The sequence below is a fragment of the Hymenobacter algoricola genome, from assembly GCF_039539525.1.
Taxonomy (GTDB): Bacteria; Bacteroidota; Bacteroidia; order Cytophagales; family Hymenobacteraceae; genus Hymenobacter; species Hymenobacter algoricola.
On record NZ_BAABDH010000012.1, the window covers coordinates 137,537 to 161,937 of the forward strand.

At 64.1% G+C, this 24,401-nt stretch carries 22 protein-coding genes; 2 read left to right on the forward strand and 20 right to left on the reverse strand.

Features of this window, described 5'->3' with window-relative positions; all coding sequences use genetic code 11:
• Positions 1-26 precede the first annotated feature (26 nt).
• Positions 27-464 (reverse strand): RidA family protein, encoded by a 438-nt coding sequence (locus ABD842_RS02925; RefSeq protein WP_345109816.1) that lies wholly within the window; start codon positions 462-464, stop codon positions 27-29.
• A gap of 119 nt (positions 465-583) precedes the next feature.
• On the opposite strand from ABD842_RS02925, the gene ABD842_RS02930 reads away from it, so the two are divergent.
• Entirely contained in the window at positions 584-1,396 is an 813-nt protein-coding gene (locus tag ABD842_RS02930) for an energy transducer TonB (protein WP_345109818.1), read from the forward strand.
• Between the two features lie 85 nt (positions 1,397-1,481).
• Complete coding sequence (locus tag ABD842_RS02935) at positions 1,482-3,047, forward strand: DNA integrity scanning protein DisA nucleotide-binding domain protein (RefSeq protein ID WP_345109820.1); 1,566 nt, start codon at positions 1,482-1,484, stop codon at positions 3,045-3,047.
• Positions 3,048-3,317: 270 nt separating this feature from the next.
• Here ABD842_RS02935 and ABD842_RS02940 read toward each other — a convergent pair whose 3' ends face one another.
• The 19 genes from ABD842_RS02940 to ABD842_RS03030 all read right to left on the reverse strand — a co-directional run bounded on the left by ABD842_RS02940 (position 3,318) and on the right by ABD842_RS03030 (position 24,387).
• Positions 3,318-3,836, reverse strand: coding sequence for a DUF4442 domain-containing protein (locus ABD842_RS02940; protein ID WP_345109823.1), 519 nt, complete (start codon positions 3,834-3,836; stop codon positions 3,318-3,320).
• A 52-nt stretch (positions 3,837-3,888) separates the two neighbouring features.
• Entirely contained in the window at positions 3,889-4,356 is a 468-nt protein-coding gene (locus tag ABD842_RS02945) for a PPC domain-containing DNA-binding protein (RefSeq protein ID WP_345109826.1), read from the reverse strand.
• Between the two features lie 159 nt (positions 4,357-4,515).
• A complete protein-coding gene (locus ABD842_RS02950) occupies positions 4,516-5,760 on the reverse strand; it encodes a hypothetical protein (protein WP_345109829.1) in 1,245 nt (414 codons plus the stop codon).
• Complete coding sequence (locus ABD842_RS02955) at positions 5,757-6,479, reverse strand: hypothetical protein (protein ID WP_345109832.1); 723 nt, start codon at positions 6,477-6,479, stop codon at positions 5,757-5,759. The genes ABD842_RS02950 and ABD842_RS02955 overlap by 4 nt, the downstream gene beginning before the upstream one ends.
• 77 nt (positions 6,480-6,556) lie before the next feature.
• Positions 6,557-7,120, reverse strand: coding sequence for an RNA polymerase sigma factor (locus ABD842_RS02960; RefSeq protein WP_345109834.1), 564 nt, complete (start codon positions 7,118-7,120; stop codon positions 6,557-6,559).
• 530 nt (positions 7,121-7,650) lie between these two features.
• A complete protein-coding gene (gene amaB, locus ABD842_RS02965) occupies positions 7,651-9,249 on the reverse strand; it encodes an L-piperidine-6-carboxylate dehydrogenase (protein WP_345109837.1) in 1,599 nt (532 codons plus the stop codon).
• Between the two features lie 222 nt (positions 9,250-9,471).
• Complete coding sequence (locus ABD842_RS02970; RefSeq protein WP_345109839.1) at positions 9,472-10,968, reverse strand: Do family serine endopeptidase; 1,497 nt, start codon at positions 10,966-10,968, stop codon at positions 9,472-9,474.
• Positions 10,969-11,170: 202 nt separating this feature from the next.
• Complete coding sequence (locus tag ABD842_RS02975) at positions 11,171-11,455, reverse strand: Hsp20/alpha crystallin family protein (RefSeq protein WP_345109841.1); 285 nt, start codon at positions 11,453-11,455, stop codon at positions 11,171-11,173.
• On the reverse strand, positions 11,409-11,615 hold the full coding sequence (locus ABD842_RS02980; protein WP_345109844.1) for a hypothetical protein: 207 nt from the start codon (positions 11,613-11,615) through the stop codon (positions 11,409-11,411). Before ABD842_RS02980 ends, ABD842_RS02975 begins: the two co-directional genes overlap by 47 nt.
• A gap of 233 nt (positions 11,616-11,848) precedes the next feature.
• The gene (locus ABD842_RS02985) at positions 11,849-12,676 is read right to left on the reverse strand and encodes a hypothetical protein (protein WP_345109847.1); all 828 of its coding nucleotides are present in this window, start codon (positions 12,674-12,676) and stop codon (positions 11,849-11,851) included.
• A 36-nt stretch (positions 12,677-12,712) separates the two neighbouring features.
• Positions 12,713-13,906 (reverse strand): M20 metallopeptidase family protein, encoded by a 1,194-nt coding sequence (locus tag ABD842_RS02990; RefSeq protein ID WP_345109850.1) that lies wholly within the window; start codon positions 13,904-13,906, stop codon positions 12,713-12,715.
• Positions 13,907-14,029: 123 nt separating this feature from the next.
• Positions 14,030-14,581: a sporulation protein gene (locus ABD842_RS02995; protein ID WP_345109853.1), complete on the reverse strand. Its 552-nt coding sequence runs from the start codon at positions 14,579-14,581 to the stop codon at positions 14,030-14,032.
• Complete coding sequence (gene deoC / locus ABD842_RS03000) at positions 14,574-15,242, reverse strand: deoxyribose-phosphate aldolase (RefSeq protein ID WP_345109856.1); 669 nt, start codon at positions 15,240-15,242, stop codon at positions 14,574-14,576. The genes ABD842_RS02995 and deoC overlap by 8 nt, the downstream gene beginning before the upstream one ends.
• A 141-nt stretch (positions 15,243-15,383) precedes the next feature.
• Positions 15,384-17,015, reverse strand: a complete 1,632-nt coding sequence (locus ABD842_RS03005; protein ID WP_345109858.1) for a T9SS type A sorting domain-containing protein — start codon at positions 17,013-17,015, stop codon at positions 15,384-15,386.
• A gap of 249 nt (positions 17,016-17,264) precedes the next feature.
• Positions 17,265-17,903 carry a hypothetical protein gene (locus ABD842_RS03010; RefSeq protein WP_345109860.1) on the reverse strand — a complete coding sequence of 213 codons (639 nt, stop codon included), beginning with the start codon at positions 17,901-17,903 and terminating at the stop codon, positions 17,265-17,267.
• 482 nt (positions 17,904-18,385) lie between these two features.
• A complete protein-coding gene (locus tag ABD842_RS03015) occupies positions 18,386-18,733 on the reverse strand; it encodes a T9SS type A sorting domain-containing protein (RefSeq protein ID WP_345109899.1) in 348 nt (115 codons plus the stop codon).
• Between the two features lie 12 nt (positions 18,734-18,745).
• Positions 18,746-19,909 (reverse strand): hypothetical protein, encoded by a 1,164-nt coding sequence (locus tag ABD842_RS03020; RefSeq protein WP_345109862.1) that lies wholly within the window; start codon positions 19,907-19,909, stop codon positions 18,746-18,748.
• Between the two features lie 270 nt (positions 19,910-20,179).
• Positions 20,180-23,578: a preprotein translocase subunit SecA gene (secA, locus tag ABD842_RS03025; RefSeq protein ID WP_345109865.1), complete on the reverse strand. Its 3,399-nt coding sequence runs from the start codon at positions 23,576-23,578 to the stop codon at positions 20,180-20,182.
• Positions 23,579-23,745: 167 nt separating this feature from the next.
• A complete protein-coding gene (locus ABD842_RS03030; RefSeq protein ID WP_345109868.1) occupies positions 23,746-24,387 on the reverse strand; it encodes a carboxypeptidase-like regulatory domain-containing protein in 642 nt (213 codons plus the stop codon).
• Positions 24,388-24,401 lie beyond the last annotated feature (14 nt).

The following is a 24,401-nucleotide window of genomic DNA, read 5'->3' on the forward strand; positions in this document are numbered from 1 at the left end:
CCCGGCGACGCAGCGCCGCCGACGCTTTACTTACCGCTGACCACTGCCACGCACTTCAGCTCGATGGCAATGGGCGTGGGCAGGCAGTTGATTTCAACCGTGGTGCGGCAGGGCTGGCTGCTGGCGAAATACTCGGCGTAGAGGCGGTTGTAGGCGTGAAAGTCGTCCTTCATGTTGGTCAGGAACACCGTCACGTCCAGCAGGTCTTCCCAGCGGGCCCCGGCTTCTTCCAGGATGTAGCGCACGTTCTGGAACACGGCGTGGCACTGGCTTTCGAAGTCGTAGCTCAGGATATTGCCGTCTTCGTCGAGCTCCACACCGGGCACGGTTTTCTGCCCGCGCTGCCGCGGACCCACGCCCGACAGAAACAGCAGGTTGCCGGCCCGGCGGGCGTGCGGGTAGAGGCCTACCGGCTCGGGGGCGCGGCTGGAATTGTGGGCGGAGGAGGTTTCGTCAGGTGCCATACGGCCAAAAATACCGAATTTCGGCGCAATGCGTAAGCAGAACGGTTCGGCCGGGGGCTGGTGCGGTTGTTGCCACCCGGGCCGGCATCCATTGGCTTCTAAACTCTGCTCCTATGCATATGCTTGTTCGTCAGCTGGCGCTGGTTGCGCTGCTCAGCACCGTTTCGCTCACGGCCGCCCAGGCCCAGAAAAAGCTGAAATACCCTAAAGGCCCCGCCGCCAGCGAGATTTACGATGCCGTGCAGAAGCCGGCCGTGCCCGTGGGCGGCCTGCCGGCCTACGCCAGCTACCTGGAGCGCAACCAGCAGTACCCGACCCAGGCCCTGCGCAACGGCAAGGACGGCACCGTGAACGTGACCTTCGTGGTGGAGAAGACCGGGGTTATTTCCAACGTGGCCGTGCAGCAGCCCCTCGATCCGGCCCTGGACGCGGAAGCGGTGCGCCTGATCAAGGGCGGGCCCAAATGGACGCCGGCCGAGCACAAGGGCGGCAAGGTGCGCCAGCGCGTGACGGTGCCCATTTCCTACATGCTGCCCCTGGGCGCCGGCGGCCCCGCCCCGGCCGTGGTCGACGACCAGCCAACCAAGCCCCCGGTGGGCACCAATGGCGCCCCGGCCCCCACGGTGGTCACGCCCGAGCAGCCCGCCCGGCCCGTCGGCGGCACCGACGCTTTTTTCGAGTGGATCCAGAAAAACCAGCGCTACCCGGCCCAGGCCCGGCAGCGCAAGGTGGAAGGCCGCGTGCCGGTGGAGTTCCTCATTCAGAAAGACGGCTCCCTGACCGACGTGAAGCTGGCCGGCAAGCGCCTGGGCTCCGGCCTCGATGAAGAAGCTCTGCGCCTGATCAAAGCGGCGCCCAAGTGGGCGCCGGCCCAGTTTCAGGGGCAGCCGGTAAAGCAAAAGATGGTGCTGCCGGTTATCTTTCAATTGTAGCCCGCCCGGGTAGCCGGAAGCGGCCCGCGCTAAAATATCCGGGGCCGCTGTCCGTCTGGCCTAAAGAACTTCCTTTCCCCGCCTGATGCTTGCCCCCCTGCCCTTGCTTTCTGCCCCGCCCGTGGCGCCCATGCCGCCGCCGCCCACTGCCCCCGACGCCGTTACCATCTGGCCCTACCAGGCCCGTTTCCGGCAGGCGGCGCAGGCTATTGCCGACGGCATCTTCGAGGTGCTGGACGAAGAGCTGGACCCGAACGTGATTCTGGTGGGCATTCCGCTGGCCCAGGATGGCCCGGCCACTACCCTGGCCTGCCTGGAGCCGACCGACTGCGGCCTCGACTTCCGCCACTTCCGCGACGTGCTGGCGCGGGGCCAGCACTTCCAGCGCGCCGAGCCCTGGACCATGCCCGACCGGGAACACGCCACGCCGGAAATGACCAGCCGCCGGCAGCACGCCCTGGGGCTGCGCCGGGCCGTGCAGGAAGTTCTCGACGAGCTGGACACGCCCACCGGCCGCCGCCAGACCTTTGCCGGCTGGCCCATTCAGATTGGCGACTACTACGTGATGACGGTGCTCCAGCTCAACCGCAAGGCGCTGCGGATGCACCCTTCCCTGCGCCCCAACCGCTACTACACCGACGGCAAGCTGCTGGCGCCCTCGCTGCTGCTGGCCGCCATTCTGCGCTTCAACGAAGAGTGCTTTAAGTCCTTGACGGAGCCGGAGCCGGGCTCGGGGCTGCTCGTGCGCCCCCGCGAAACCGAGGAGCTGATACGCGCCGCCGGCAAGCTGCTGATGGACACGCCGGCCCAGGCCCTGGGCATCAGCCCGGTAGCGGCGAAGCTGTTTGCGACCTGCAACACGATTTCGTCGCTGCGCTACGAGGGCGCCGAGGGGGTGGGCAAGCTGATCTTGGCCGCCCGCCACCACCCCAACCTGGAAGAGGTATTTGCCCTGACCTGCCCCACCCCGCTCACCGACTACCGGGCCGTGCGCAAGCTGCTCGAAATGACCACCGCCGACGTGAGTCTGCTGGCCGACGGCGAAAACGTGTACGCCCTGGGCCGGCAGATCGGGACCTACGACGCCTCCCGCGAAGACCTGTTCCTGATCAACTTCGTGACCCACTACGCCTGGGAGTTTCAGCACGACGGCAAGGTGCTCATGCGCAGCAACTACGGCCTGCCCAGCCTGCCCCGCACCCGCCTGAACCGCTCCAAGTTCCGCAAGGACCTTAAGCGCACCTTCGACCTGAGCGACCCGGTGAAGGTGGAGCGCCTCTGGGAGGTGGTGCTCGAAGCCAGCCGGCAGAAGCACGGCACGCTGGTGGTCATCACCACCGAGGCCCTGGCCGAGGCCGACCGCCTCAAGCTGCAGTGCACCCTCATCGAGCCCGTGCCCCTCACCCCGCTCATCACCCGCCTCATCACCGCCATCGACGGAGCCGTGCTCATCGACCCGGAGTCGTACTGCTACTCCATCGGCGTGATTCTCGACGGCAAGGCCTCCGGCAACGGTACCAGCACCCGCGGGGCCCGCTACAACTCGGCCATCCGCTACGTGGAAAGCAGCCCCTACCCCTGCATGGCCATCGTGGTGAGCGAAGACGGCCTGGTCGACGTGATTACCAAGGACAGCAACCGGGAAGAGTAGACTGCGCTTTAGCCGCCCACCGCCCGGAAGCTTCCGGTCGGCATCTTTCGCCGTTCATTGCGAGCAAAGCATTTCAAGCATCAGGGGAACCAATCCGTCCCGGACAATAAGCCAAATCCATCTAAGCTGAAAAGCCCCAATGTGTACCAACGTTGGGGCTTTATGCTGGTAACGCGAAGCTCTACTTCGCGAGGCAGGCGTTGAACGACAATCGTGGAAGCGGCGCGGACGCCTCGCGAAGTCAAACTTCGCGTTACGCCCGGCGAAACGCTACTGCTTGGCCCGGTACGACCAGGTGATGCGGAATATGGCTACCGTGTCGCCGGCCTCGTCCAGGCCGGTGCTGGTGCAGACCACGGTGCGGCCCTCGCCCGTGGCGCGGCTTTCGGCAATGGCCTGGGCAATGCGGCCGCCGTCTTCGCTGGTAAAGGAAATAAGACCCACCGCTTTCTTGGTAAACTCGGCCTCCAGCCCCACCACCAGCATCGACACGCGCCCGCCCTGGGTGTTCATCATCGAGAGCACGCCGCTGGCCATTTCGGCCGCCATGCTCAGGCAGGCGAAGTAGATGCTGCGAAACGGGTTTTTGGTCAGATACTTAAACGGCACCGTAACCGTAGCCCGCCCGGGCGTTATTTCGCGCAGGCGCAGCCCCGCCAGGTAAGCCATCGGCAGGCTGCGCAGCATAAACAGGCGCAGCTTCACGGGGTTGGAGATGGTACGCCGGAAGGCGGCAGCAGCGGGAGTATCGGCGGCGTAGGGCGCGGGCGTAGCGGCAGACTGGGACATGGCGCAGAAAACTAAGTGAGAGGCGGCAAAGAACAGCAAATATACCGGGCCGCTACTTCTGGGCTTTGGGCTTCGTCTTGCCCGCCGGGGCCGCGGGCTTGGCCAGCGGGTAAACGACCAGCTCCTTGTAGGTAGAAACCGGGTCGGTTTCGCGGCGGAAGTCCAGCTCTTCCAGCACGCCCACCACCAGCTCGGCGGTGGTATAGATGATGTTGCCATCGAGCAGGTGCCCGCCAATGGTGCGACCGGTGGAGTCGGCTACGGCCAGGTGCAGGTGGCTGCCGCCCACGGCCAGCGTCCCGACCAGGGACACGATTTCAAAATACCCCTTGTACACCGTGGGGCCCGCCTGGTTGGCCAGCCGCAGGGTGGCCGTGGTGAGGCTGCCCACGCAGGTGACCATAGCTCCCGCCCGGATCTGGTGCTGCTCGGTGAAGGCCAGCAGCTGCTGGCGCAGGTCGTCGCCGGGGCGCAGGCGCAGGGCGTAGGTGCGCATGGGGGAAGCAAGGGCAGGGACCATAGAAACGGGGAGTTTTTGCTGGGCCCGAACCGCCGGAGCAACCAGGATCAGCAGCAGAAAGCACAAACGACGCATAATCCGGAACAAGTGAGCCTTAAAGGTAAGCCCCGCGCTGCCACTGCCGGCCCAGTTTTTTTGCATGGCGGGGCGGTGAAGCTGCTAGCGGTTGAAGCGCACGTCGCCGTAGCGGACTTTCACGTTTACAATGCCCGCATTGCGGCCCGGCACGACGCCAAACCGGCCCTGGGTGTCGCTCGACGAGGCGCTGCTTTCCTCCGAGTCGACCCGTACCAGGCGCTTGTCGACTACCAGCTTGCCGTGCAGCGTGTTCACGTCGAAGTTGAAGCCGGCCCCGTCGGGGAAGTTGAGCAGGATGGTGCTGTAGCCGCCGTCGACGTTGATGGCCCGGAAATTCCGGCCCGTGGTGCGCACCTCAAACGCGGGGCAGTACTGCACGCTCATGTCCAGCCGCTCATCAATCCGGTCGATGCTGAACTTGGAGTAGCCCGCAGTGCCGCGCAGGTTGCGCACCGTGCCCAGGGCCACGTCGCCGTACTTGCTGTGCACCGTCAGGTCCTGCACCGTGCCGATGTCGATGTCCGAGTAGTTGTTGCGCAGCGTCACCAGCTGGCCTTCGTCGAGGCGCACTTTGGAGTAGGAGGCGTCGATGCTGGCTTTGCGGGCGAAAGGAATGGCCACCGAGCCGTTGCCCACGCGCACCAGGTTCTGGGTGCCTTCCAGCCGGCCCGTACGTAGGGTGCCGTATTCTACCGCCAGCTCGGTGCTGCCGGTCAGGTCACTGGCAATGCTGATTTCCCCAAACGAGTTGTATACCCGCAGGTTCGTGTTTTGGGGCAGCCACACGGTGTAGTTCACCTCGTAGAGCTTGGTGCGGCTCCAGCAGGCCCGGGGCATGGCCCCGAAGTGCGAGCGAAACGCAATGCCCCCGGTTTCGGCATCCTGCTCGGTGCTTTGCACCTGAATCATGTCGAGCAGCTGCTGGGCCTTATCCTCAGTATCGGCCCGGCTGACGATTTCGACATCAGTACGGATTTCGCGGCGGCTCCAGGTATTGATCTGCACGCGCCCGTAGCGGGTGTTCACCGAGTACGGCCGGCCGGCCACGGCGCGGTAGGTGCGGCTCAGCTTGCGGCTTTTCTCAGTGGCCGGGCCGGGCTGGGCTTCGTCCTGCGGGCCCTGGCCGGCCTGCGGCTCCTGGGGCCTGCCGCCGTGCTGCGGGGTGCTGTTCTGCGGCCAGCTGGTTGGGGCCTCCGCTTCCCCGGTCCGGCAGAGGGCGAAGGCAGTCAGCGGCACCGGGGTTGCGGTGGGCACATGGGTAGCGTAGCCGGTCGTGGCCAGCAGCAGAACGCAGCCGACGACGGCTGAGAAGCGGGGCAGTCTCATGGCTTGGGTACCGCTTCAGAGTATTCCTGCACCTGGGCGCGGGTGCGCAGCTGCTGGTTCAGGATGTCCAGGCGGATCTGCAGGTTGCGGTTCATGGCGTCCAGCACGACGTCGGGCGCGGGGTTGCGGGCCAGCTCCACTTTAAGCTGCTGGTAGGTGGAGTCCAGAGACGTCATTTCCCGCTGCCAGTCGGTGGGGCCGGCGCCGAGCTGGGCGTTCAACTGATCCAGCTCGGCCTGCCGCTCCCGGATCTGCACCGCGTAGTAGTTTTCCATGCGCAGCACGGCTGCGGCCACCCGCTGGGCCGGCGCTTCGCCCGCAGCCGTAGCCACCGGCTCCGAGCCCAGGCTGAAGGGAGTAGCGAAACCAGCAGCGGGAGCAGCGGTGACGGCTACGGTGGCCGTGCCGGTTTGCTGCCACGTGGGCTGGGCGCGGTTTTGGGTCCAGAGCACGCCCAGGCCCGCCAGCATCAGCAAGGCCAGGGTGGCCGCTATGGCGTAGCGGTAGGTGCCGGTGCGGGTCGCTGCCAACGGCAGCACTTTCGCCCGGGACGGCTGGGGTACCACCCGCAACGGAGCTGGCGCCGACTCCGCAGGGGCGGCGTCCGCCTCCAGGCTCCGTTCAATGGCGTCCCACAAATCCGGGCGCGGCTCGAACGTGTCGAAATCGGCGCGGTGGCGCCCGACAAATTCCTCAAGTCCGGTTTTATTCTCTTTCATACTAGTGATTATACGCTCGTGGAGGCCGGGGGCTGGGCGCCGACCGGGGGCTGGGCGGCGGGAAGCTGCCGGCTAGCTTACAGGCCGTGCTGGCGGGCCAGCTCCAGCAGTTTCTTCCGGGCCCGGCTGTACTGTGATTTGGAAGTGGATTCGGTGATGTTCAGAATGCCGGCTATTTCGGCGTGGTCGTAGCCTTCGAGCAGGTACAAGGACAGCACCACGCGGTAGCCGTCGGGGAGCTCCTGCACGCAGCGGCGCACCACGTCGGCCCGCCACGAGAGCTGCTCGGGGTCAAACTCGCCGTCCGGCTCTTCCGCCGCGGGGGCGTCGTGTTGGTCGGCCAGGGGCACCAGCTGCAGGCGCCGGCTGCGCAGGCAGTTGATGCTTTTGTTGATGACGATGCGCTTGAGCCAGGAGCCGAACGAAGAGTCGCCCTTGTAGCTGTGCAGCTCGCGGAACGCACTCAAAAACGACTCCTGCAGCACATCCTCCGCCTCGGCATAGTCCCCGGTGATGCGGACCGAGGCGTTGAACATGGCCTTGGCGTAGCGCTTGTAAATCTCGGCCTGGGCGCGCCGGTCGCCCAGGCGGCAGCGTTCCACCAGCGGGGCGTTGATGTCAGTGTACGCAAATGCCTCCATAGGATTCTGGTTTGGCGGGGAGTTGGCGTCGGGGGGAAGGTAAATATCCAACTTTCCGGGCTAAGCTGCTAGGGCTGATGAGGAAGTGCGAAAAAGACGGCAGGCCGCCGGCAGAGTTGCACGCCCGTCCTGAAATTCCCCGGCGGCCGGGTAGCTTTGCCGGAGCAACGGCTATAGGCTTACTCTGTCCCTGATGAAAAAATTCCTTTTCCCCTTATTCACGCTGACGCTGCTGACCGGCTGAGGTCAGAAAATCAACTTTGGCCCCAATGAGGGTATCACCATGCGCGACGAGCGTAATCAGTCGATTGGCAGCACCGACCCCACCGACTGGACCACTGACGTCACCTGGACCAAAAAGGAGCGTGCCCTGTTCCCCCTCGCCCCGGCCGGGAGCCTGAGTGGCCTCCAGCACCGCCGACGGCACGCTCTACTACAAGGGCCACGGCGACGTCAAGATCATGGACCAGTAACCAGAAAGGCCCGCCCGGAACTACCGGACGGGCCTTTCCTATGCTGCAAACGAAGCCTTACACGTCGAACTTGATGCCCTGGGCCAGCGGCAGCTGGTCGGAGTAGTTGATGGTGTTGGTCTGCCGGCGCATGTATACCTTCCAGGCGTCGGAGCCGGACTCGCGGCCACCGCCGGTTTCCTTCTCGCCCCCGAAAGCCCCCCCGATTTCGGCGCCCGAGGTGCCGATGTTCACGTTGGCAATGCCACAGTCGGAGCCGGTGGCCGAGAGGAAGGCTTCGGCCTCGCGCATGTTCAGGGTGAAGATGCTGCTGGAGAGGCCCTGCTTCACGCCGTTTTGCAGGGCAATGGCTTCTTCCACGCCGCCGCTATACTTGATCAGGTACAGGATGGGCGCGAAGGTTTCTTCCTGCACCGTGTGGTACTCGTTCTGGGCTTCCACCAGCGCGGGCTGCACGTAGGTGCCCGTGGGGTAGTCGGCGCCTTCGAGCACCTGTCCGCCGGTGAGCAGCGTACCGCCTTCGGCCTGCACGGCGGCCAGCGCCCTGGTGAAGCTTTCCACCGCCTGCTTATCGATGAGCGGCCCCACGAGGGTGCCTTCCTGCAGCGGGTTGCCGATGGGCAGCTTGGGGTAGATGGTGAGCAGGCGCTGCTTCACGTCCTCGAAGATGGACTCGTGGATGATGAGGCGGCGGGTAGTGGTGCAGCGCTGCCCGGCCGTGCCCACGGCCCCGAACACCACGGCGCGCATGGCCATGTCGAGGTCGGCGTGGGGAGTGAGGATGATGGCGTTGTTGCCCCCCAGCTCCAGCAGCGCGCGGCCCAGCCGGCCGCCCACTACTTCACCCACCTTCTTGCCCATGCGGGTGCTGCCCGTGGCCGACACCAGCGGCACGCGCGTATCGGCGGCCATGGCGGCCCCGATTTCGGCCCCGCCGATGATAACGTTGAACACGCCCTCGGGCACGTCATTCTCGGCCAGCACGTCTTTGATGATGTGCTGCACGGCCACGGCCACCAGCGGGGTTTTCTCCGAGGGCTTCCAGATGCTCACGTCGCCGCACACGGCGGCCAGCATGGCGTTCCAGCTCCACACGGCCACCGGGAAGTTGAAGGCCGAGATGACGCCCACGATACCCAGGGGCTGGTACTGGTCGTACATGCGGTGGGCGGGCCGCTCGGAGTGCATGGTGAAGCCGTGGAGCTGGCGCGAGAGGCCCACGGCGAAGTCGCAGATGTCAATCATTTCCTGCACCTCCCCCAGGCCCTCCTGCATGAGCTTACCCATCTCGTAGCTCACTAGCTTGCCCAGGGGCTGCTTGAACTCGCGGAGCTTGTTGCCGATCTGGCGCACGATTTCGCCGCGCTTGGGCGCGGGCATCAGCCGCCACGTCTTAAACGCTGTCTGGGCCGTGAGCACCACCTGCTCGTAGTCGGCGGCGGTGGCCATGCTCACGCTGGCAATGCGGTGGCCATCGACGGGCGAGTGAATGGTTTTCACGTCGGCGCTGGCGCTGCCACCCCATTCGCGGCCGGTGCTGTAGGCGGCATTCTGGGGCTGTACGCCCAGCTCGCGCAATACGTGCTGGATGCCGTGCGGATCGGCGTGGGCCGGGGCGGAGCCGGTGGCAACGGCTTCTTCGAGGGCTTGTTTCATGAAAAAGGGTATGGGTTGGATGGGGAGTTCGGAGGGAGGTAGCGGAATCTGGAGGTAAAGCTAACAAATAGGCGCGGGCCCGGCCTACCGGCTTCTGGTGCGGCAGCCGGTAGGCCGGGCTTTCCGGGCGGCGACAACGGCGGAGAGTTCGATGTACAGCCCCACCAAAAAGCCCCGCCACTTGCGTGACAGGGCTTTCCAAGCTTTGCTCAGCCAGACTAGTTAGTTCGACTGCCCGATGGGGTAATACGCCTTGCGGCCGTCGGGGTACACGCCTTCCACCAGGGTACCGTCGCCGTTCTTGGCGTCTTCGAGGTAGCGCTGCACATCCTGCGGGTTGTTCACCCGGTTCTTGTCGATGCGGGTGATGATGAAGCCGTCGGCAATGCCGGTTTCCTTGAAGTTGGAGCCTTTGATGCCGGTGATTTTGGCGCCGCCTTCCAGGCCCAGCTTGCCCAGCTCCTGCCGGCTCACCGGCGAGATGGTAGCGCCTTCGTACTTGAGGCCGGTGCTTTCGCGCACCACGTCGGTGGTGCCGGTGGCGTTGCGCAGGGTGGCGTCGGCCACGCGGGCATCGGTGCCGCGCAGGAAGCCTACCTTGATTTTGTCGCCAGGGCGGAAGCGGGCTACCTGCTCCTGCAGCTGCGAAGACGTGTTCACCTTCACCCCGTTGATTTCGGTGATGATGTCGCCTTCCTTCAGGCCGGCAGCGGCGGCGGCGCTGTTGGCCGTCAGGCCCACCACGTACACGCCGTTCAGGGTGCTAAGCTTTTTCTCGGAAGCCAGCGTGGCGTCCACCTCGCGCATGTTTACGCCCAGCAAAGCGCGCTGCACTACTTTGTATTTCAGCAGGTCGTCCACCACCTTGCTCACGATAGAGCTGGGCACGGCAAACGAGTAGCCCTCAAACGCGCCGGAGCGGGAGGCAATGGCGGAGTTGATGCCCACCAGGTCGCCGTTCAGGTTCACCAGCGCCCCGCCCGAGTTGCCGGGGTTCACCACGGCATCCGTCTGCAGAAACGACTCAATTCCCATCCCCTGCCGGTCGCGCAGGATATTGATGTTGCGCCCTTTGGCGGAAATGATGCCGGCCGTGACGGTAGAGTTCAGGTTGAAGGGGTTGCCCACGGCCAGCACCCACTCGCCCACTTTCACGTTGTCGGAGTTGCCGTAGCGTACGAAGGGCAGGTTGTCGGCCTTTACCTTCAGCAGGGCCAGGTCGGTGTTGGGGTCGGTCCCCACCAGCTCGGCCTCGAACTTGCGCTTGTCGTCCATGACCACCTCAATCTTGTCGGCCTTGTCGATAACGTGGTTGTTGGTCACGATGTAGCCATTGGCGGCAATGATGACGCCGGAGCCCGAGCCCTGCTGCGGACCCTGCTGCTGGTGGTACTGCTCGGCATCGTCGCCGAAGAACTGGCGCAGGAAGGGGTCCATGCGCATGGCCGCGTTGTTGTCGTTGGCTTTGGGCCCGTACTCAGTCATCACGTGCACCACAGCCGGGGTTACCGACGCGGCGGCGGCCACGAAGTTCAAGCCTTCGGGTACCACGTAATTGCTGCTTTTCAGCTCACTGGTGTAGCGTACGCTGGGGTCGGCGGCTACTACCACGGGCGCATTGGTGCGCGCGGGCTCCAGTAGCTTGTACCCACCCACGGCCACGCCGCCGCCGAGAACCGCGGAACCGAGCAGGCCGAGCATCATCTGTTTTGCTTGCATGGGGTTGAAATGAGAAGGGTTATCAGAAAGAAGTTGAAGGGAAGTTACAGCAGAAAAATGAATCCGGAAAACCCGGCCGGGCTGCTAACGTCAGAGTCGCGCCGGCTGGTATAGAGTTGCATTCCGCCTTCTAAGCTACTAACACCAAAGCCAACAAAAAAGACACCGCCGGGGTGCCTTTTTTGTTGGCGCAGCCCAGGGCTTAGCGCACTTCGATGTGGTGCCTGGTAGTTTTTTTGCGGTCGAAGGGCCGCAGGACGCGCAGCACACCGTCGGGCAGCCCGGCTTCGCTGGCCGGGGCAGCCCCGGTTTCGGGCAGGCGGAACGTGCGGGAGAAAGGGCCATAGGCCGTTTCGACGCGGCGGAACCTGGTACCGGCCTCGGCATCCGGCGCGGAGGCTTTCCGCTCTCCGCCAATGACGAAGCTGCCCTGCTGAACGTCAATCGAGACGCTGTCCTTGGCCGCGCCGCGGGAGCACCAGCTCAAAGCCCGCGGCCGACTCCAGAATAACGGCCTGGAGCATGAAGGAAGCGCCAGAGGCAGTCGGGGCCGTCTGCGGGTCGCGCAGCAGCTCGCGCAATGCGGAGTTGAAGGCGGCGCGGGAAGGCCGAGCGGAAGGCTGACGGGTATACCGCAGAGTTGCCATGATAGCAGCCTGTTCAGGGGAAGAGCAAAGACCAGAGCGGTACATCCCCTCCCCCTAAATTCTGTACCAGCTGCCCCGCCCTAACCCGTCAAGGCAAAAAGTCCTGACTTTGCGTATTCAACTTTGCCAACGTTTCAGCTTAAGGTAAAGAACCGGTCCCTTCATCCTTTCTACAGCCATTGCTGCATCAGCACCAATAGTCGTCTTGTCAGTATACCTGCCAGGTAAAGCGGCTAGTGCTGGGTGGGCAACGCCTGCCGCTCGGCCGCGGCAGCATTGGCGCCCACGGTAAGGCGCAGATCCAGACCGACAGCGGGCGTCACGTAGTTCACCTTGCCCCCGCTGACCTGATTGCCCTGGGCATCAAAGAACGGTAAGGAGTTGCGGTAAGCCGTCTGATAAGCCACCCACGGCGTAACGTCGAAGTACGGCGACAGGCGGCCGCCCACTTCTGCGCGCAGGCTGCCAAAATCGATGACGCGCTCCTTGAGCTGCTCTTCGTTGCGCTGCAGGCGCAGGTAAGCGGCAGCTTCATAGGCCAGGCGCGGGCGCAGGGCTATTTTGTTGAGCGCAAATACGTGCTCGGCGTCGAGGCGCAGGCGAACCAGGGCGCGGTTGTAGAACTGGCTTTCGCCGACGAGGTTATTGCCCAGGGCGTACTCCAGGCCCAGGCGCTGGCCCAGGCTTATGGGCCCAACTTTACCAAGGTGGCGCACCAGCACACCGGGCGTGACGATACCGGGCAGGCCCAGCAGCTCGCCGTTGCCCTGATTGCCCTGGGGCACGTAGCGCACGGTGGCGCCTCCGCTCCAGTGGTCAGTCCAGAAATGCTCGTAGCCTACCCGAAACTGGCCAAACTCCACGCCAAGGGTAGAGTAGCGGCGGGTGGCGCCCACCAGGCTGAAGGAGGTCAGCAGATAGTCGTTCCCCGACAGGGCTATTTCGAGCTGCGCCTCGGGCAGCAGGGCGGCGCCCCCGGGGAAGGTTTCGCGCTGCTGGGCAGCGGCACCCATAGAAACGAGCAGGCCGGCGACCAGTAGAAAACAGGATTTGGGATGCATAGCTACGGGATAGTGTAAAGAAAAAACGACGGGACGCTAGTGCTGGGCCAGCTCCCGCAGCGTGAGCCAGGCCATCAGGCCGGGGCCTACTTCCAGGGCTTTATGGTCGATGTCGAACGTCGGGGTATGTACCGATGCGGCAAAGCGGCCGTCGGCGGCGCGGGTACCCAGGCGGTAGAAGCAGGCGTTGGCGGCCTGGGAGTAGTAGGCAAAATCCTCGGCGGCCATCCACTGATCCAGCTCCACCACGTTGTCGGCGCCCAGGTACTCTTCGGCGGCGGCGCGGGTGCGGGCCGTGAGCTGGGGCTCATTTTCGAGGTAGGGGTAGCCGCGCCGGATTTCCAGCTCGCAGGTCGCGCCCATCGACTCGGCCAGGCCCTCCACCAGCTTGCGCAGGTGCCCGTGGGCCTCTTCGCGCCACTCTTCGTTGAGGGTGCGGAACGTGCCTTCCAGGTACACCTCGTTGGGAATGACGTTGGTGGCGCCGTTGGCAATGACTTTGCCGAACGACAGCACCGAGGGCAGCTTGGGGTTGGCCCGCCGGCTCACGATCTGCTGGGCCGCCACGATGATGTGGGCCGCTACCAGCACGGGGTCGAGGTTCTGCTCGGGCATGGCGCCGTGGCCGCCCTTGCCGCGCACGGTCAGGTACAGCTCATCGGTGCTGGCCATGTAGCGGCCGGGCCGCAGCCCGATCTTGCCGGCCGGCAGCAGCGGAAACACGTGCTGCCCCAGCACGCTGGCCGGCGCCGGGTTTTCCAGCACGCCCTCCCGGATCATGAGTGAAGCCCCGCCGGGCAGCTTTTCCTCGCCAGGCTGGAAGATCAGCTTCACCGTGCCCTCAAACTCAGCACGCAGCTGGCTCAGGATGCGGGCCGTGCCCAGCAAAGACGAGGTATGCACGTCGTGGCCGCAGGCGTGCATCACGCCGGGGTTGCGGGAGCGGTAAGGCACGTCGTTCTGCTCCTGAATGGGCAGCGCGTCCAGGTCGGCGCGCAGGGCCACGGTGCGCCGGTCGGGGTTGCGGCCTTCGATGAGCACCACCAGGCCGGTGGTAGCCAGCGTCCGGGGCTGCAGGCCCAGCTTTTCCAGCTCCCCCTTCACGAAGGCCATGGTCTGGAACTCGGCAAAGGACAGCTCGGGGTGGGCGTGCAGATGGTGGCGGAGCGCCACGGTATCGGCGGCCGCTTCGGCGGCGAGGGTTTTGACGCGGGAAAGCAGGTGCTGCATAGGAAAGAAACCAAAAACAGGACGCCTGGGCGGGCCGGCCGAAACCCGGGGCCCGCAGGCGTCAGCGAAGTAATTCAACGGCGGCCCCCGGGCGTCCGGGCCGGGGACAGAGTGGCTGTTTGCTTAGAAAGTCGTTTTGTTCAATACTACCTGCGTCGGCTCCAGCTCGGCTTTGGGGGCCAGGGGGCGGATGCGCAGCATGGCCTGCTCGGCTTCGAGGCGGGTGAGGTAGTCGCCAATCCAGAGGCGGTACACGGGCTGCTTGAAGGTCAGGTAGTCGGTTTCCTCGGGGTAGCGGCTGATGACGGCCCGGCGCACGGCCATGGCCTGGTCGCGCTCCAGCCCGATGTAGGCCAGAATGCGGAAGCCTTGGGCATACTTCACGTTCTGGTTGGTGTAGGCCTGGTCGCGCAGGCGCTGCTCCACCTGGGCATTGACCTGGTTGGTGGGCGGCACGGCGGTTCGGGCGCCGCTGCCGGGCGGGATGGTCGTGGGGCGGGGGGCGGGAAAAACCGGCCGGTAGCGGCTCAGGTCTTCCGGAGCCGGGGCCACCGCGGCGCGGCGAGTGGTATCGGGGGCCGGGGCGACGGAGGAAGCGGCGGGCGCGGAGGCCGCGCAGGCGCCCAGCGCCAGCAGGGCAGAGAATAGCAGCACGTTTCGAAGCAGGTTAGTCATGTTCTTCCAGCAAAGCTAAGCTATTGGAAGAGCCGATCCGGTCGGCCCCGGCCGCCACCAGCGTCAGGGCCGCCGCCCGGGTGCGGATACCACCGGCCGCCTTGATGCGCATATTGCCCGGCAACGTTTGCCGCATCAGTTTAATATCGGCTACCGAAGCACCCCGGCTGGCAAAGCCGGTGGAGGTTTTCACGAAGTCGGCGCCGGCACTTACGCAGAGCCGGCAGGCCAGCACAATCTCCGCTTCCGTGAGCAGGGCCGTTTCGATAATGACCTTGAGCAGCGCATTCTTGAAGTGGCACAGCTCGGCCAGCTGCCCGATTTCGTCCTCCACCTCTTCCAGCCGCCCCGACTTAAAGGCGGCCACGTTGATAACCATATCCAGCTCGGTGGCGCCGTCGGTGAGGGCCTGGTGGGCCTCGAAGAACTTGACCTTGGTAATCTGGTAGCCCAGCGGAAAGCCGATGACGGTACACACGGGTACGCCGGTACCCTCCAGCTGCTCGGCGGCGTAGCGCACGTAGCAGGGCGGCACGCACACGGAGGCGAAGCGCGCCCCCGCCGCCTCGGCGCAGAGCTGGCGGATCTGGTCCTGGGTGGCGTCGGGGCGCAGCAGCGTGTGGTCGATGCGGGCGGCGAGGTCGGTAAAGATTTGGCTCATAGAGTGGGGGCTACAAACGAGTAATGGCAGGCCCTCTTGAGAGGAGCGGCCTGCCACTTAATAGTACTCATTTTTGGGGAGGCCGGCGGCAGAATACATTCCGCTGGTCCGGCGGCCGGGCAAAGATATACTCCGATACCCCTACTCTACCACCAGCCGGGCCATGCGCGCAGGCTGTCCGGGTGTAGCAGCGCGCACTACGTATAGCCCAGCCGCAACGCCCTGTACCGACAGCATGGAACCGGTGGCCGTCCGCACAGGGCGGCCCAAGGCGTCTAGCAGCGTGAGCGTGGTAGTGGCCGTGGCGGCCGCTACCTGCACGGTGGTGCGGGCGGGGTTAGGGTATAGCGCCAGCTTCTCCGCCTCTACTGCGGCAGCCGCTGCCGTGATGGTGGGGTCGGTAAGTGAGGCCATAAAGCCGAAGGGCACGTTCCGCAGCGGATGGCTCAGCACCTGACTGCCGAAGGAGGCCGGGGCACTGGCCAACCCTACTACCTGCAAGCTGCTGCCGGTCAGGGCAAGGTCATTAGCGACATCGTCATCGGGGCCACCGGCGCGCTGGGCCCAACCGGGACCGGCCGCAGTTCCGGTATCGGTAAGCTTCGCGACAAATACATCTCTCCCGCCCGCGCTGCTCAACCCGAAGTTGCCGAAAGCCCCGGTAAGCCGGGAGAAGCTGCCGGCAATGTACAGGCTCGTACCGCTGACCCGCAGGCTATTGATGCTATTGAAGCTATCCTGGCTTTGGGCCTGCTGGGCCCATATGAAGCTGCTAGTGGCTCCCGCATCCAGGATTTTAGCCAAGAATATATCACCAAAGTTAGAGCTGCCCGCCGGATAGCTCAGGGTGATACTACCAAAGGTGACCGATGGCCCTGTAGCGCCCGTGATAAAGTATCTTCCGCCCAGGTAGACGTTGGTGCCCTCAACGGCCAAGGCCGACACCTCCACAGAGGCATACCCCTGACCGCGGGCGCGCTGTATCCAAGTGTAGCTACCGGCAGTACCCCCATCGGTCAGCTTTACCACGAAGCCTTCGCCGCCGTTGCCGCCGCCGCCGCCACTATCGCCAAAGGGAGTGCCCGTCTGCGGGACGCTGTTGAAAGTAACGGTCCCCGTGACGCTACCGGCTACGTACACGTCGGCACCGTTGACGACTACGGCATTCGGCGTATCGAAGGAGGTGCCACCCATGCGCTGGGCCCAGACGAATCCAGCACTGGTACCCGCATCGGTCAGCTTGGCAATGAAAATGTCACTGATGCCATTGCTGGACAAACTGGTGCTGCCGAAAGCTACCGCAGAGCCTTCGAAGACGCCCGTCACATACAGGCCCGTACCACTCACGGCCAGGGCTTGCCCCCTGTCCTCGCCCATCCCGCCTGCCCGCTGCACCCAGCTGAAGCTGGCACTGCTACCGGCGTCCGTCAGCTTAGCCACGAACATATCACTGGTATTCAGAAACCCGGCGTTGCTTACCGTCAAGCTGCCAAAGGCGGCCGGGGCGCTCCGGAAGCTTCCCCCTATATAAATACTATTACCCCACACCGCTATGGTAGTAGCGGCATCGTAGCCAGCCCCCCCCGCCCGCTGAGCCCACAGGAAGCTCTGGGTGGTGGGGTTCCATTTGGCCACGAATACATCCTGGTCGCCGGCACTGGTGAGGGAGAAAGAGCCGAACGTGGCCGTTCCGGTAAAGCTGCCCGTCAGGTAGACGTTCCCATTGGCATCAGCAGCGCTTCTGCTAACCGAGGCAATGGTATTCAGAGCCATAGCAGCCTGCCAGGCGGGCGCCTGAGCCCGAACAGCCGGCGGCAGTAGCAGCAGTAGCAGTATGAGCAGTACGAATCGGTTGACGGGCAACACTCGCGAACAAGCGTAAGGAAGCATTTTGGAGTAAGCAAAATGAAGTAAAAAAAAGCGCGTTTAAGAGCGCACCAGCCCCGCATCCGCCTTGGCGCCGGTGCCTCTACTGTCGGGCAGCGCGGCCCCCGGCAAAGTGGGGACCGATCATCGGCCCGGCTACTGCACGATACGGCTTTTGATGGCCGAGTACTGGGGCTCGGTAGTAGAGCCGGTGAGGCCGGCGGCCTTCACAAACATCCTGGTGCCCGACTCAAAGGGTCCCAGCTGCCGCTCGCGGCCGCCGCCGGTGGCTACCAGCCAGTTTTCCTCAGGCAGCTTGGCGTCGGTGGAATAGCGCAGCAGGTTCTGAATGGTACCGGTGGGCCGGCTGAAGCGCACCAGCACGCACCCGGGCTGGGTGCCGTCGAGCAGCTCGATGCTCATGATGGCGTCGGCGGACAGCTGCTTCTGGGTGGCGGCAGTGCTGGTGGCCTCGGCCAGGGTAAGGCCCGAGGAGAGCAGGGCAGGCTCGTTGGCCGGGTAGTCCAGGTTGAGGCGCTTGGCCAGGCGACCCAGTTCCGTCACCACCAGGGTGCGCAGCTCGTCGCGGTGGGCCGTCTGGGCGGGGGTCGGATAGTCGGTGGCGGCCACGTCGGCGTCGAGGGCCGCTACGGCATCGGCTACGGGTTTGGCCAGGGCCGTGCCCCCGGTGATAAAGGCGCTGGCACCGGTCTGGCGCACGGCGCTGTGGGCAAACGGCGATACGGCGTCGTACGACAGCCGGTTGTAGTCTTCGATAAGCTTGGGTTTACGCATGGTATAAAGGGGAAATGGTGGAATACAACGACAGGCAATAGGAGTAGAATAGCAGGGGGCGTAGAACACTACTAAGATGTGAATATTTTTTAATAGTCGTGCTTGCCCCGAAGGATAAATTTTAAATGCTCCGCCAAGCCCTTTGCCAACTGTTTCCCAAAAGCCTCGACACCTTATGGTGAATTCACAACAGCCCAAATACGGTTCACAACAAGCTATTGCAGATTCACAATAGCTTGCCGGCAATGGTCAACACGCTGTTGTGGATCCACAACGACTTGTCGACAACGGTCAACAGTCTGTTGTGGATCCACAATGGCTTCCCGTCAATGGTCAACACGCTGTTGTAGATCCGCAACAGCGTGAATACAATTCACAACAAACTCCCGGCAATGGTCGACAGCCTGTTGTAGATCCACGAAAAGAAAATAATGGCGGTAACCGCTGCCGCCGGCTTACCGGGGCAAGGTCCTTCGCTTTGCTCAGGATGACAGACGATGAACAGCGGCTCCGGGGCGAGGCCGGCGGGGCTGGCCGGGGGTGACGGCGCGCAGCAGATAGAGGCCCGGCGCGAGGCCCTGCACCGACAGGGTTGAACCCGCCGCCGTGCGCACCTCCCGGCCCAGGGCATCAACCAAGGTCAGGATGGTAGCCGCCGTGGCAGCGGGCACCGAGACGCGGGTATGGGCGGGGTTGGGGTACAGGGGCAGGGACAACACGGCGGGGCGGATGGCGGTGGGGCCAGCGGCGGCCAGCGTGGCCAGGTAGCCGTTGAGGAAACTATTGGCGGGCGTCACCACCACGCTGCCAAAGCTGGCCGGGGGCTGCACCAAGCCGCTCACTTATACGGTGCCCGCGACAGTAGGTAAGATACCCACGGCTTGGTCGAAGCCGGGGCCGCCGGCCTGCTGCACCCACGCCACGGTGGCGGCGGGGCCGGTGTCGGTCAGGCGGGCGGCGAAAATGTCGCTGCGGCCGGCGCTGGTCAGCACGGTCGCGCCCAGGCCCGCCGCGGTTTCTTCAAACTGGCCGGCCAAGTATACTGCGCCTAAGCGGGCCGCGATGGCGAAGGCAACGTCATTGCCGGCCCCACCCAGGCGCTGGGCCCAGATGAAGTCGGCACTGGTGCCAGCGTCGGTGAGCTTGGCCACGAAGGCATCGCCGAGGCCCGCGCTGGTCAGGCTCAGAGGGCCGAAGGCAGCAGTGCCCGCAACTCCCCCCGCGACGTAGACGCTGCTGCCCTCCACGGCGATGGTGTTTGTCAGGGCCTGTCCCTGGCTTCCTCCTGCCTGCCGGGTCCAGATGGGCTGGGGAGCGGTGCCGAGGTCGGTGAACTTGCTGACGAAGACGTCGGTACTCCCCGTGCTAGATAGCACAGTGGTACCCACCACCATGGTGCCCTCAAACCAGCCGGTGAGGTACACGCTGGTACCGCTGGCGGCCACGCCGCGGCCGGCGTCGGAGCCGGCGGCGCCCAGGCCGGTAAACCACGCCGGAGTGCTGGTGGAGCCCTGGTCGGTGAGGGCGGCCAGAAAGATGTCAGAGCCACCGGCGCTGACGTAGGTGCGGGGCCCGTACGCGAGGGAGCCGCTGAACGAGCCGGTCAGGTACACCGTGCTGCCGGCCACAGCCAGACCCTCCACCACGTCGAGGCCCGCGCCCCCGAGGCTGCGGGCCCAGGTGAAGCTGGCCGCGCTGCCTGACTGGGTGATTTTGGCCACAAAGGCATCCAGGGACCCGGCTCCCGTGATGGTGGTAGCGCCGAAGGTGGCGGCGGCACTGCTGAAGTAGCCCGCGGCATATACCCCCTGCGGCCCCACGGCGAGGGCCCTGAGTTCCTCGTTGTCGGGGCCACCGGCCTGTTGCACCCAGTCGAAGGCGCTGCCGTTCCACCGGCCCACGTACATGTCACTGCCGCCCGCGCTGGTCAGCTCCACCGTGCCGATGCGGACTGTGCCGCTAAAGCGGCCGCCCACGTACACAGTACCGGCCGCATCCGTGGCCATACACGTTGCCGAAACGGTGCCGTTGCCCGCAGTACCCGCTAGGCTCACGACAGATTGCCAGCTGAGAACCTGTGCCTGTGCCCGGGTGGTGAAGCAGACGAAAAGAGCCAGTAGCGAGAGTAAGCGGGCAATAGCTGTTGCCTTCATGGAGCAGCCCTAAAGTGTTAAGGAAATAAGAGTGCGTAAAGGTCGCAGAATCGGGCAAAGAAAAGCCGGCCGCTTCGGGATGAAGCGGCCGGCTTTTCTTACTTTCTGCTGATGGCTTCGGGCTTAATCGACCAGCACGCAGCGGTTGTGGGCCAGGTCTTCTTCCACGCTCTTGTACTTCACGTCGCGCACCACGCGGCCGTCCATGTACTGCACGCTGACCTTCTCGTTGCGGTTGGCCACTTTCTGGCTGCGCACGGGCATCTGCTTCTCCAGGGGCAGATCCTCGGGGCCCATATCCTCCGGGCCGGCGCCCAGCGAGATGGACGATACTTCCTTCTCGGCCTTCAGCTTGGGCGCCGGCGCGGGCTTGGGCAGCTCGTCTTCGATGTAGTACTCCACCTCCTCGGCGTGGCCGGGCTGCTGGGTCATGGGCACATCGGCCTTGAAGAGGAACGAAACCGTTTCCTCGTTCACCTTGCCGATCATGAGCTTAAAGAGCTCAAACGACTCGAATTTGTAGACCAGCAGCGGGTCTTTCTGCTCGTACACCGCGTTCTGCACCACCTGCTTCAGGTCGTCCATCTGGCGCAGGTGCTGGGTCCAGGCCGTGTCGATGGTGGAGAGTACCACCACCTTCTCCATGCCGCGGATGGCCTCGTGGCCGCCGTTGAGCTGGGCTTTGCGCAGGTTGGCCACAGCCGTCACCTGCTTGCGGCCGTCGGTGAAGGGAATGGCAATGTTCTCGTACGGGGCGTTCTGGCTGAGCAGGTCGTTTACCAGCGGCAGGGTGTTGCCGGCAATGTGGTCGTTCTTGCTCTGGTAGTAGCCCAGGGCCTCGTCGTAGAGCTTCTGGCTGAGCTGGGCGGCCGGTACGGCGCTGAAGACCGACTGGGCAATATGGGTGTCGTAGCCGAAGACGCGGATGACGGCCAGCTGGAAGCTCTCGAAGTCGTTGCTGGCCTTGTGGCTGTCGGCCAGGGCGTCGCAGACGTCGTAGATCATGTTCCAGATGTCCAGCTCCAGCCGCTCGCCGAACAGGGCGTTGCGGCGGCGCTTGTACACCACTTCGCGCTGGGCGTTCATCACGTCGTCGTACTCCAGCAGACGCTTGCGGGTGCCGAAGTTGTTTTCTTCCACCTTCTTCTGGGCCCGCTCGATGCTGCTCGTAATCATGGAGTGCTGAATCACCTCGCCTTCCTCCAGGCCCATACGGTCCATGAGCTTGGCAATCCGGTCGGAGCCGAACAGGCGCATCAGGTTGTCTTCCAGGCTCACGAAGAACTGCGAGGAGCCCGGGTCGCCCTGGCGGCCGGCGCGGCCCCGCAGCTGCCGATCAACGCGGCGGCTCTCGTGGCGCTCGGTGCCGATGATGGCCAAGCCACCCGACTCCTTGGAGGTTTCGCGCAGCTTGATGTCGGTACCGCGGCCGGCCATGTTGGTGGCGATGGTGACGGTGCCGGGGAAGCCCGCGCCGGCTACAATCTCGGCCTCACGCTGGTTCTGCTTGGCGTTGAGCACCTGGTGCTGGATGCCCTTGAACTTGAGCATGCGGCTCACCAGCTCCGAAATTTCCACCGAGGTGGTACCCACCAGCACCGGCCGGCCGGCCTGCACCAGGGTCTGAATTTCGTCGGCCACGGCGTTGTACTTCTCGCGCACGGTCTTATACACCTTGTCGTGCTCGTCCTTGCGCGAAATGCCGCGGTTGGTCGGGATTACCACGACGTCGAGCTTGTAGATTTCCCAGAACTCGCCGGCTTCGGTTTCGGCCGTGCCGGTCATGCCGCCCAGCTTGTGGTACATGCGGAAGTAGTTCTGCAGCGTCACCGTGGCATAGGTCTGGGTGGCGTCTTCCACGCGCACGTTTTCCTTGGCTTCGATGGCCTGATGCAGCCCGTCGGAGTAGCGGCGGCCTTCCATTACGCGGCCGGTCTGCTCATCCACGATTTTCACCTTGCCGTCGTCGGTCAGGATGTACTGGTCGTCTTTCTCAAACAGCGTGTAGGCCTTCAGCAGCTGGTTCACGGTGTGCACCCGCTCGCTCTTCTCGTTGTAGTCGGCCATGAGCTGCTCCTTCTGGTGGAGCTTGTCCTCGGTGCCGATGCTCTTGTTGTTCTCGATGGCCGCAATTTCCATCCCGATGTCGGGCATGATGAACAGGTGCGGATCTTCGCCCTGGGCCGTAATCAGGTCAATGCCTTTCTCGGTCAGCTCAATCTGGTTGTTCTTCTCGTCGATGGTAAAGAACAGGGGCATGTCGGCCTCGGGCATCTGGCGCTGGTTGTCCTGCAGGTAGTGGTTTTCCACCTTCTGCAGCACGGCCCGGATACCGGTTTCCGACAGGTACTTGATCAGGGGCTTGCTCTTGGGCAGGCCGCGGTAGGCGCGGAACAGCATCAGGCCGCCGTCGCCTTCCTTGGGGCCGTCCTTGCCGTCCTTGATCATCTTGCGGGCCTGCACCAGATAGTCCTGCACCAGCTTTTTCTGGGCATCCACCAGCAGCTGAATGCGGGGCTTGAGCTGGTAGAACTCGTGCACGTCGCCGCGGGGAACGGGGCCGGAGATGATAAGCGGGGTCCGGGCGTCGTCGATGAGCACCGAGTCCACTTCGTCGACCATGGCGTAGTGATGCTTGCGCTGCACCAGTTCCTCGGTTTCGCGCGCCATGTTGTCGCGCAGATAGTCGAAGCCGAACTCGTTGTTGGTGCCGTAAGTCACGTCGGCCGCGTAGGCCCTGCGGCGGGCGTCGGTGTTGGGCTGGTGCTTGTCGATGCAGTCGACGGTGATACCGTGGAACTCGAATAGCGGCGCGTTCCATTCGGAGTCGCGCTTGGCCAGGTAGTCGTTCACCGTTACCAGGTGCACGCCGCGGCGGGCCAGGGCATTGAGGAACGCGGGCAGGGTCGACACGAGGGTCTTGCCCTCGCCGGTGGCCATTTCCGAGATTTTACCCTGGTGCAGCACCACGCCGCCGATCAGCTGCACGTCGTAGTGCACCATGTCCCAGGTGATTTCGGCACCGCCGGCAATCCACTTGTTGCTCCAGGTAGCCTGGTCGCCGCTGATGGTCACGTTGCCCTTGCGGGTAGCTATTTCGCGGTCGAAGTCGGTGGCAGTTACCAGCAGCTGGCCGTTTTCCTTGTAGCGGCGGGCCGTTTCCTTCACGATGGCGAAGGTGGACGGCAGCACCTGGAGCAGCACTGCTTCCAGCTCCTTGTTGCGCTGCTTTTCCAACTCGTCGATCTGGTCGAAGACCTTTTCCTTCTGGGTGATGTCGAGGTTCGGGTCGGCGCTGATCCGCTCGTGCAGGGCGGCAATCTGGTCGTCGATACCCTTCAGGTGGGCATCAATGCGGGCGCGCACGTCCTGGGTCTGCTGGCGGAGCTGGTCGTCGGATAGCTGTGCCAGTTTGGCATATTCCGCGTTGATGAGCGCTACATACGGGATAATCTCCTTCAAGTCGCGGTCCGATTTAGAACCGAAAAGCTTGGCGACGGTCTTCCCAAAGAAATCTAACATACTGGTCTTTTTAAGCTGAAACGCCGGGGCGTACCTCAAATTTAAGGCGATTTTCGGGAATCTCCCGGCCAAATCGCCATCCATCCACCGCCCCGACCTCCGAAACGACAAAACCCCGTACCTCAAAGAGTGTGCGGGGTTTGTACTCAGTGCATTGTTGTCAGGCTTCAGTATTTCACTACTACCTCGGCCGTATCGAATGGCTGCACGGAAAAAACCTGTTGGTAGCGGGTAAGTTGGCCGCCGAAATTCACCTCCCACTGCACGCTTTTCGTGGGCAGGGTCGAGTCGATGACGTGGTAGCTGACGTTGGTGTAGTCGGTGGGGCGTAGGTCCAGGGTGGAGATGTATCCTAAGTCGTGCCACGGGCCCCACACCAGAATCGAGTGCGGCACTGGTCCGGTCGACGCTGCCACCCGAATTTTGACCCAGGCCGGCGCGGCCATGGGAATGCGCAGGTTCAGGTTCTTTTTGCCGTTGGTCAGTACCGGCTCCTCGCCCCAGTGCGAGTGGTGGCCTTTGGCCGAGGAGGCTTTCAGGATATAGCTGGCTCCCTTGTCCGACTCGAAGCTGAAGCTAAACCGGCCGTCGGCATCGGCAGTGATTTCCTTCCCCGCTTGTCCGTAGCCCGAGTGCAGGCCGCTGCCGGCCTGGCTGTATAGGGCCACCGAGGCGTAGGGCACGGGCTGGTTGGTGGTCATTTCCAGCACTTGGCCTTCCGCCAGGGTAGGACCATCCTCTTTCCGGCAGCCGCTGCCGGCCATTATCATTGCCAACCCGCCGCACACGTATCCAAGACGCCTATTCATTTTCGCAGCAGTAA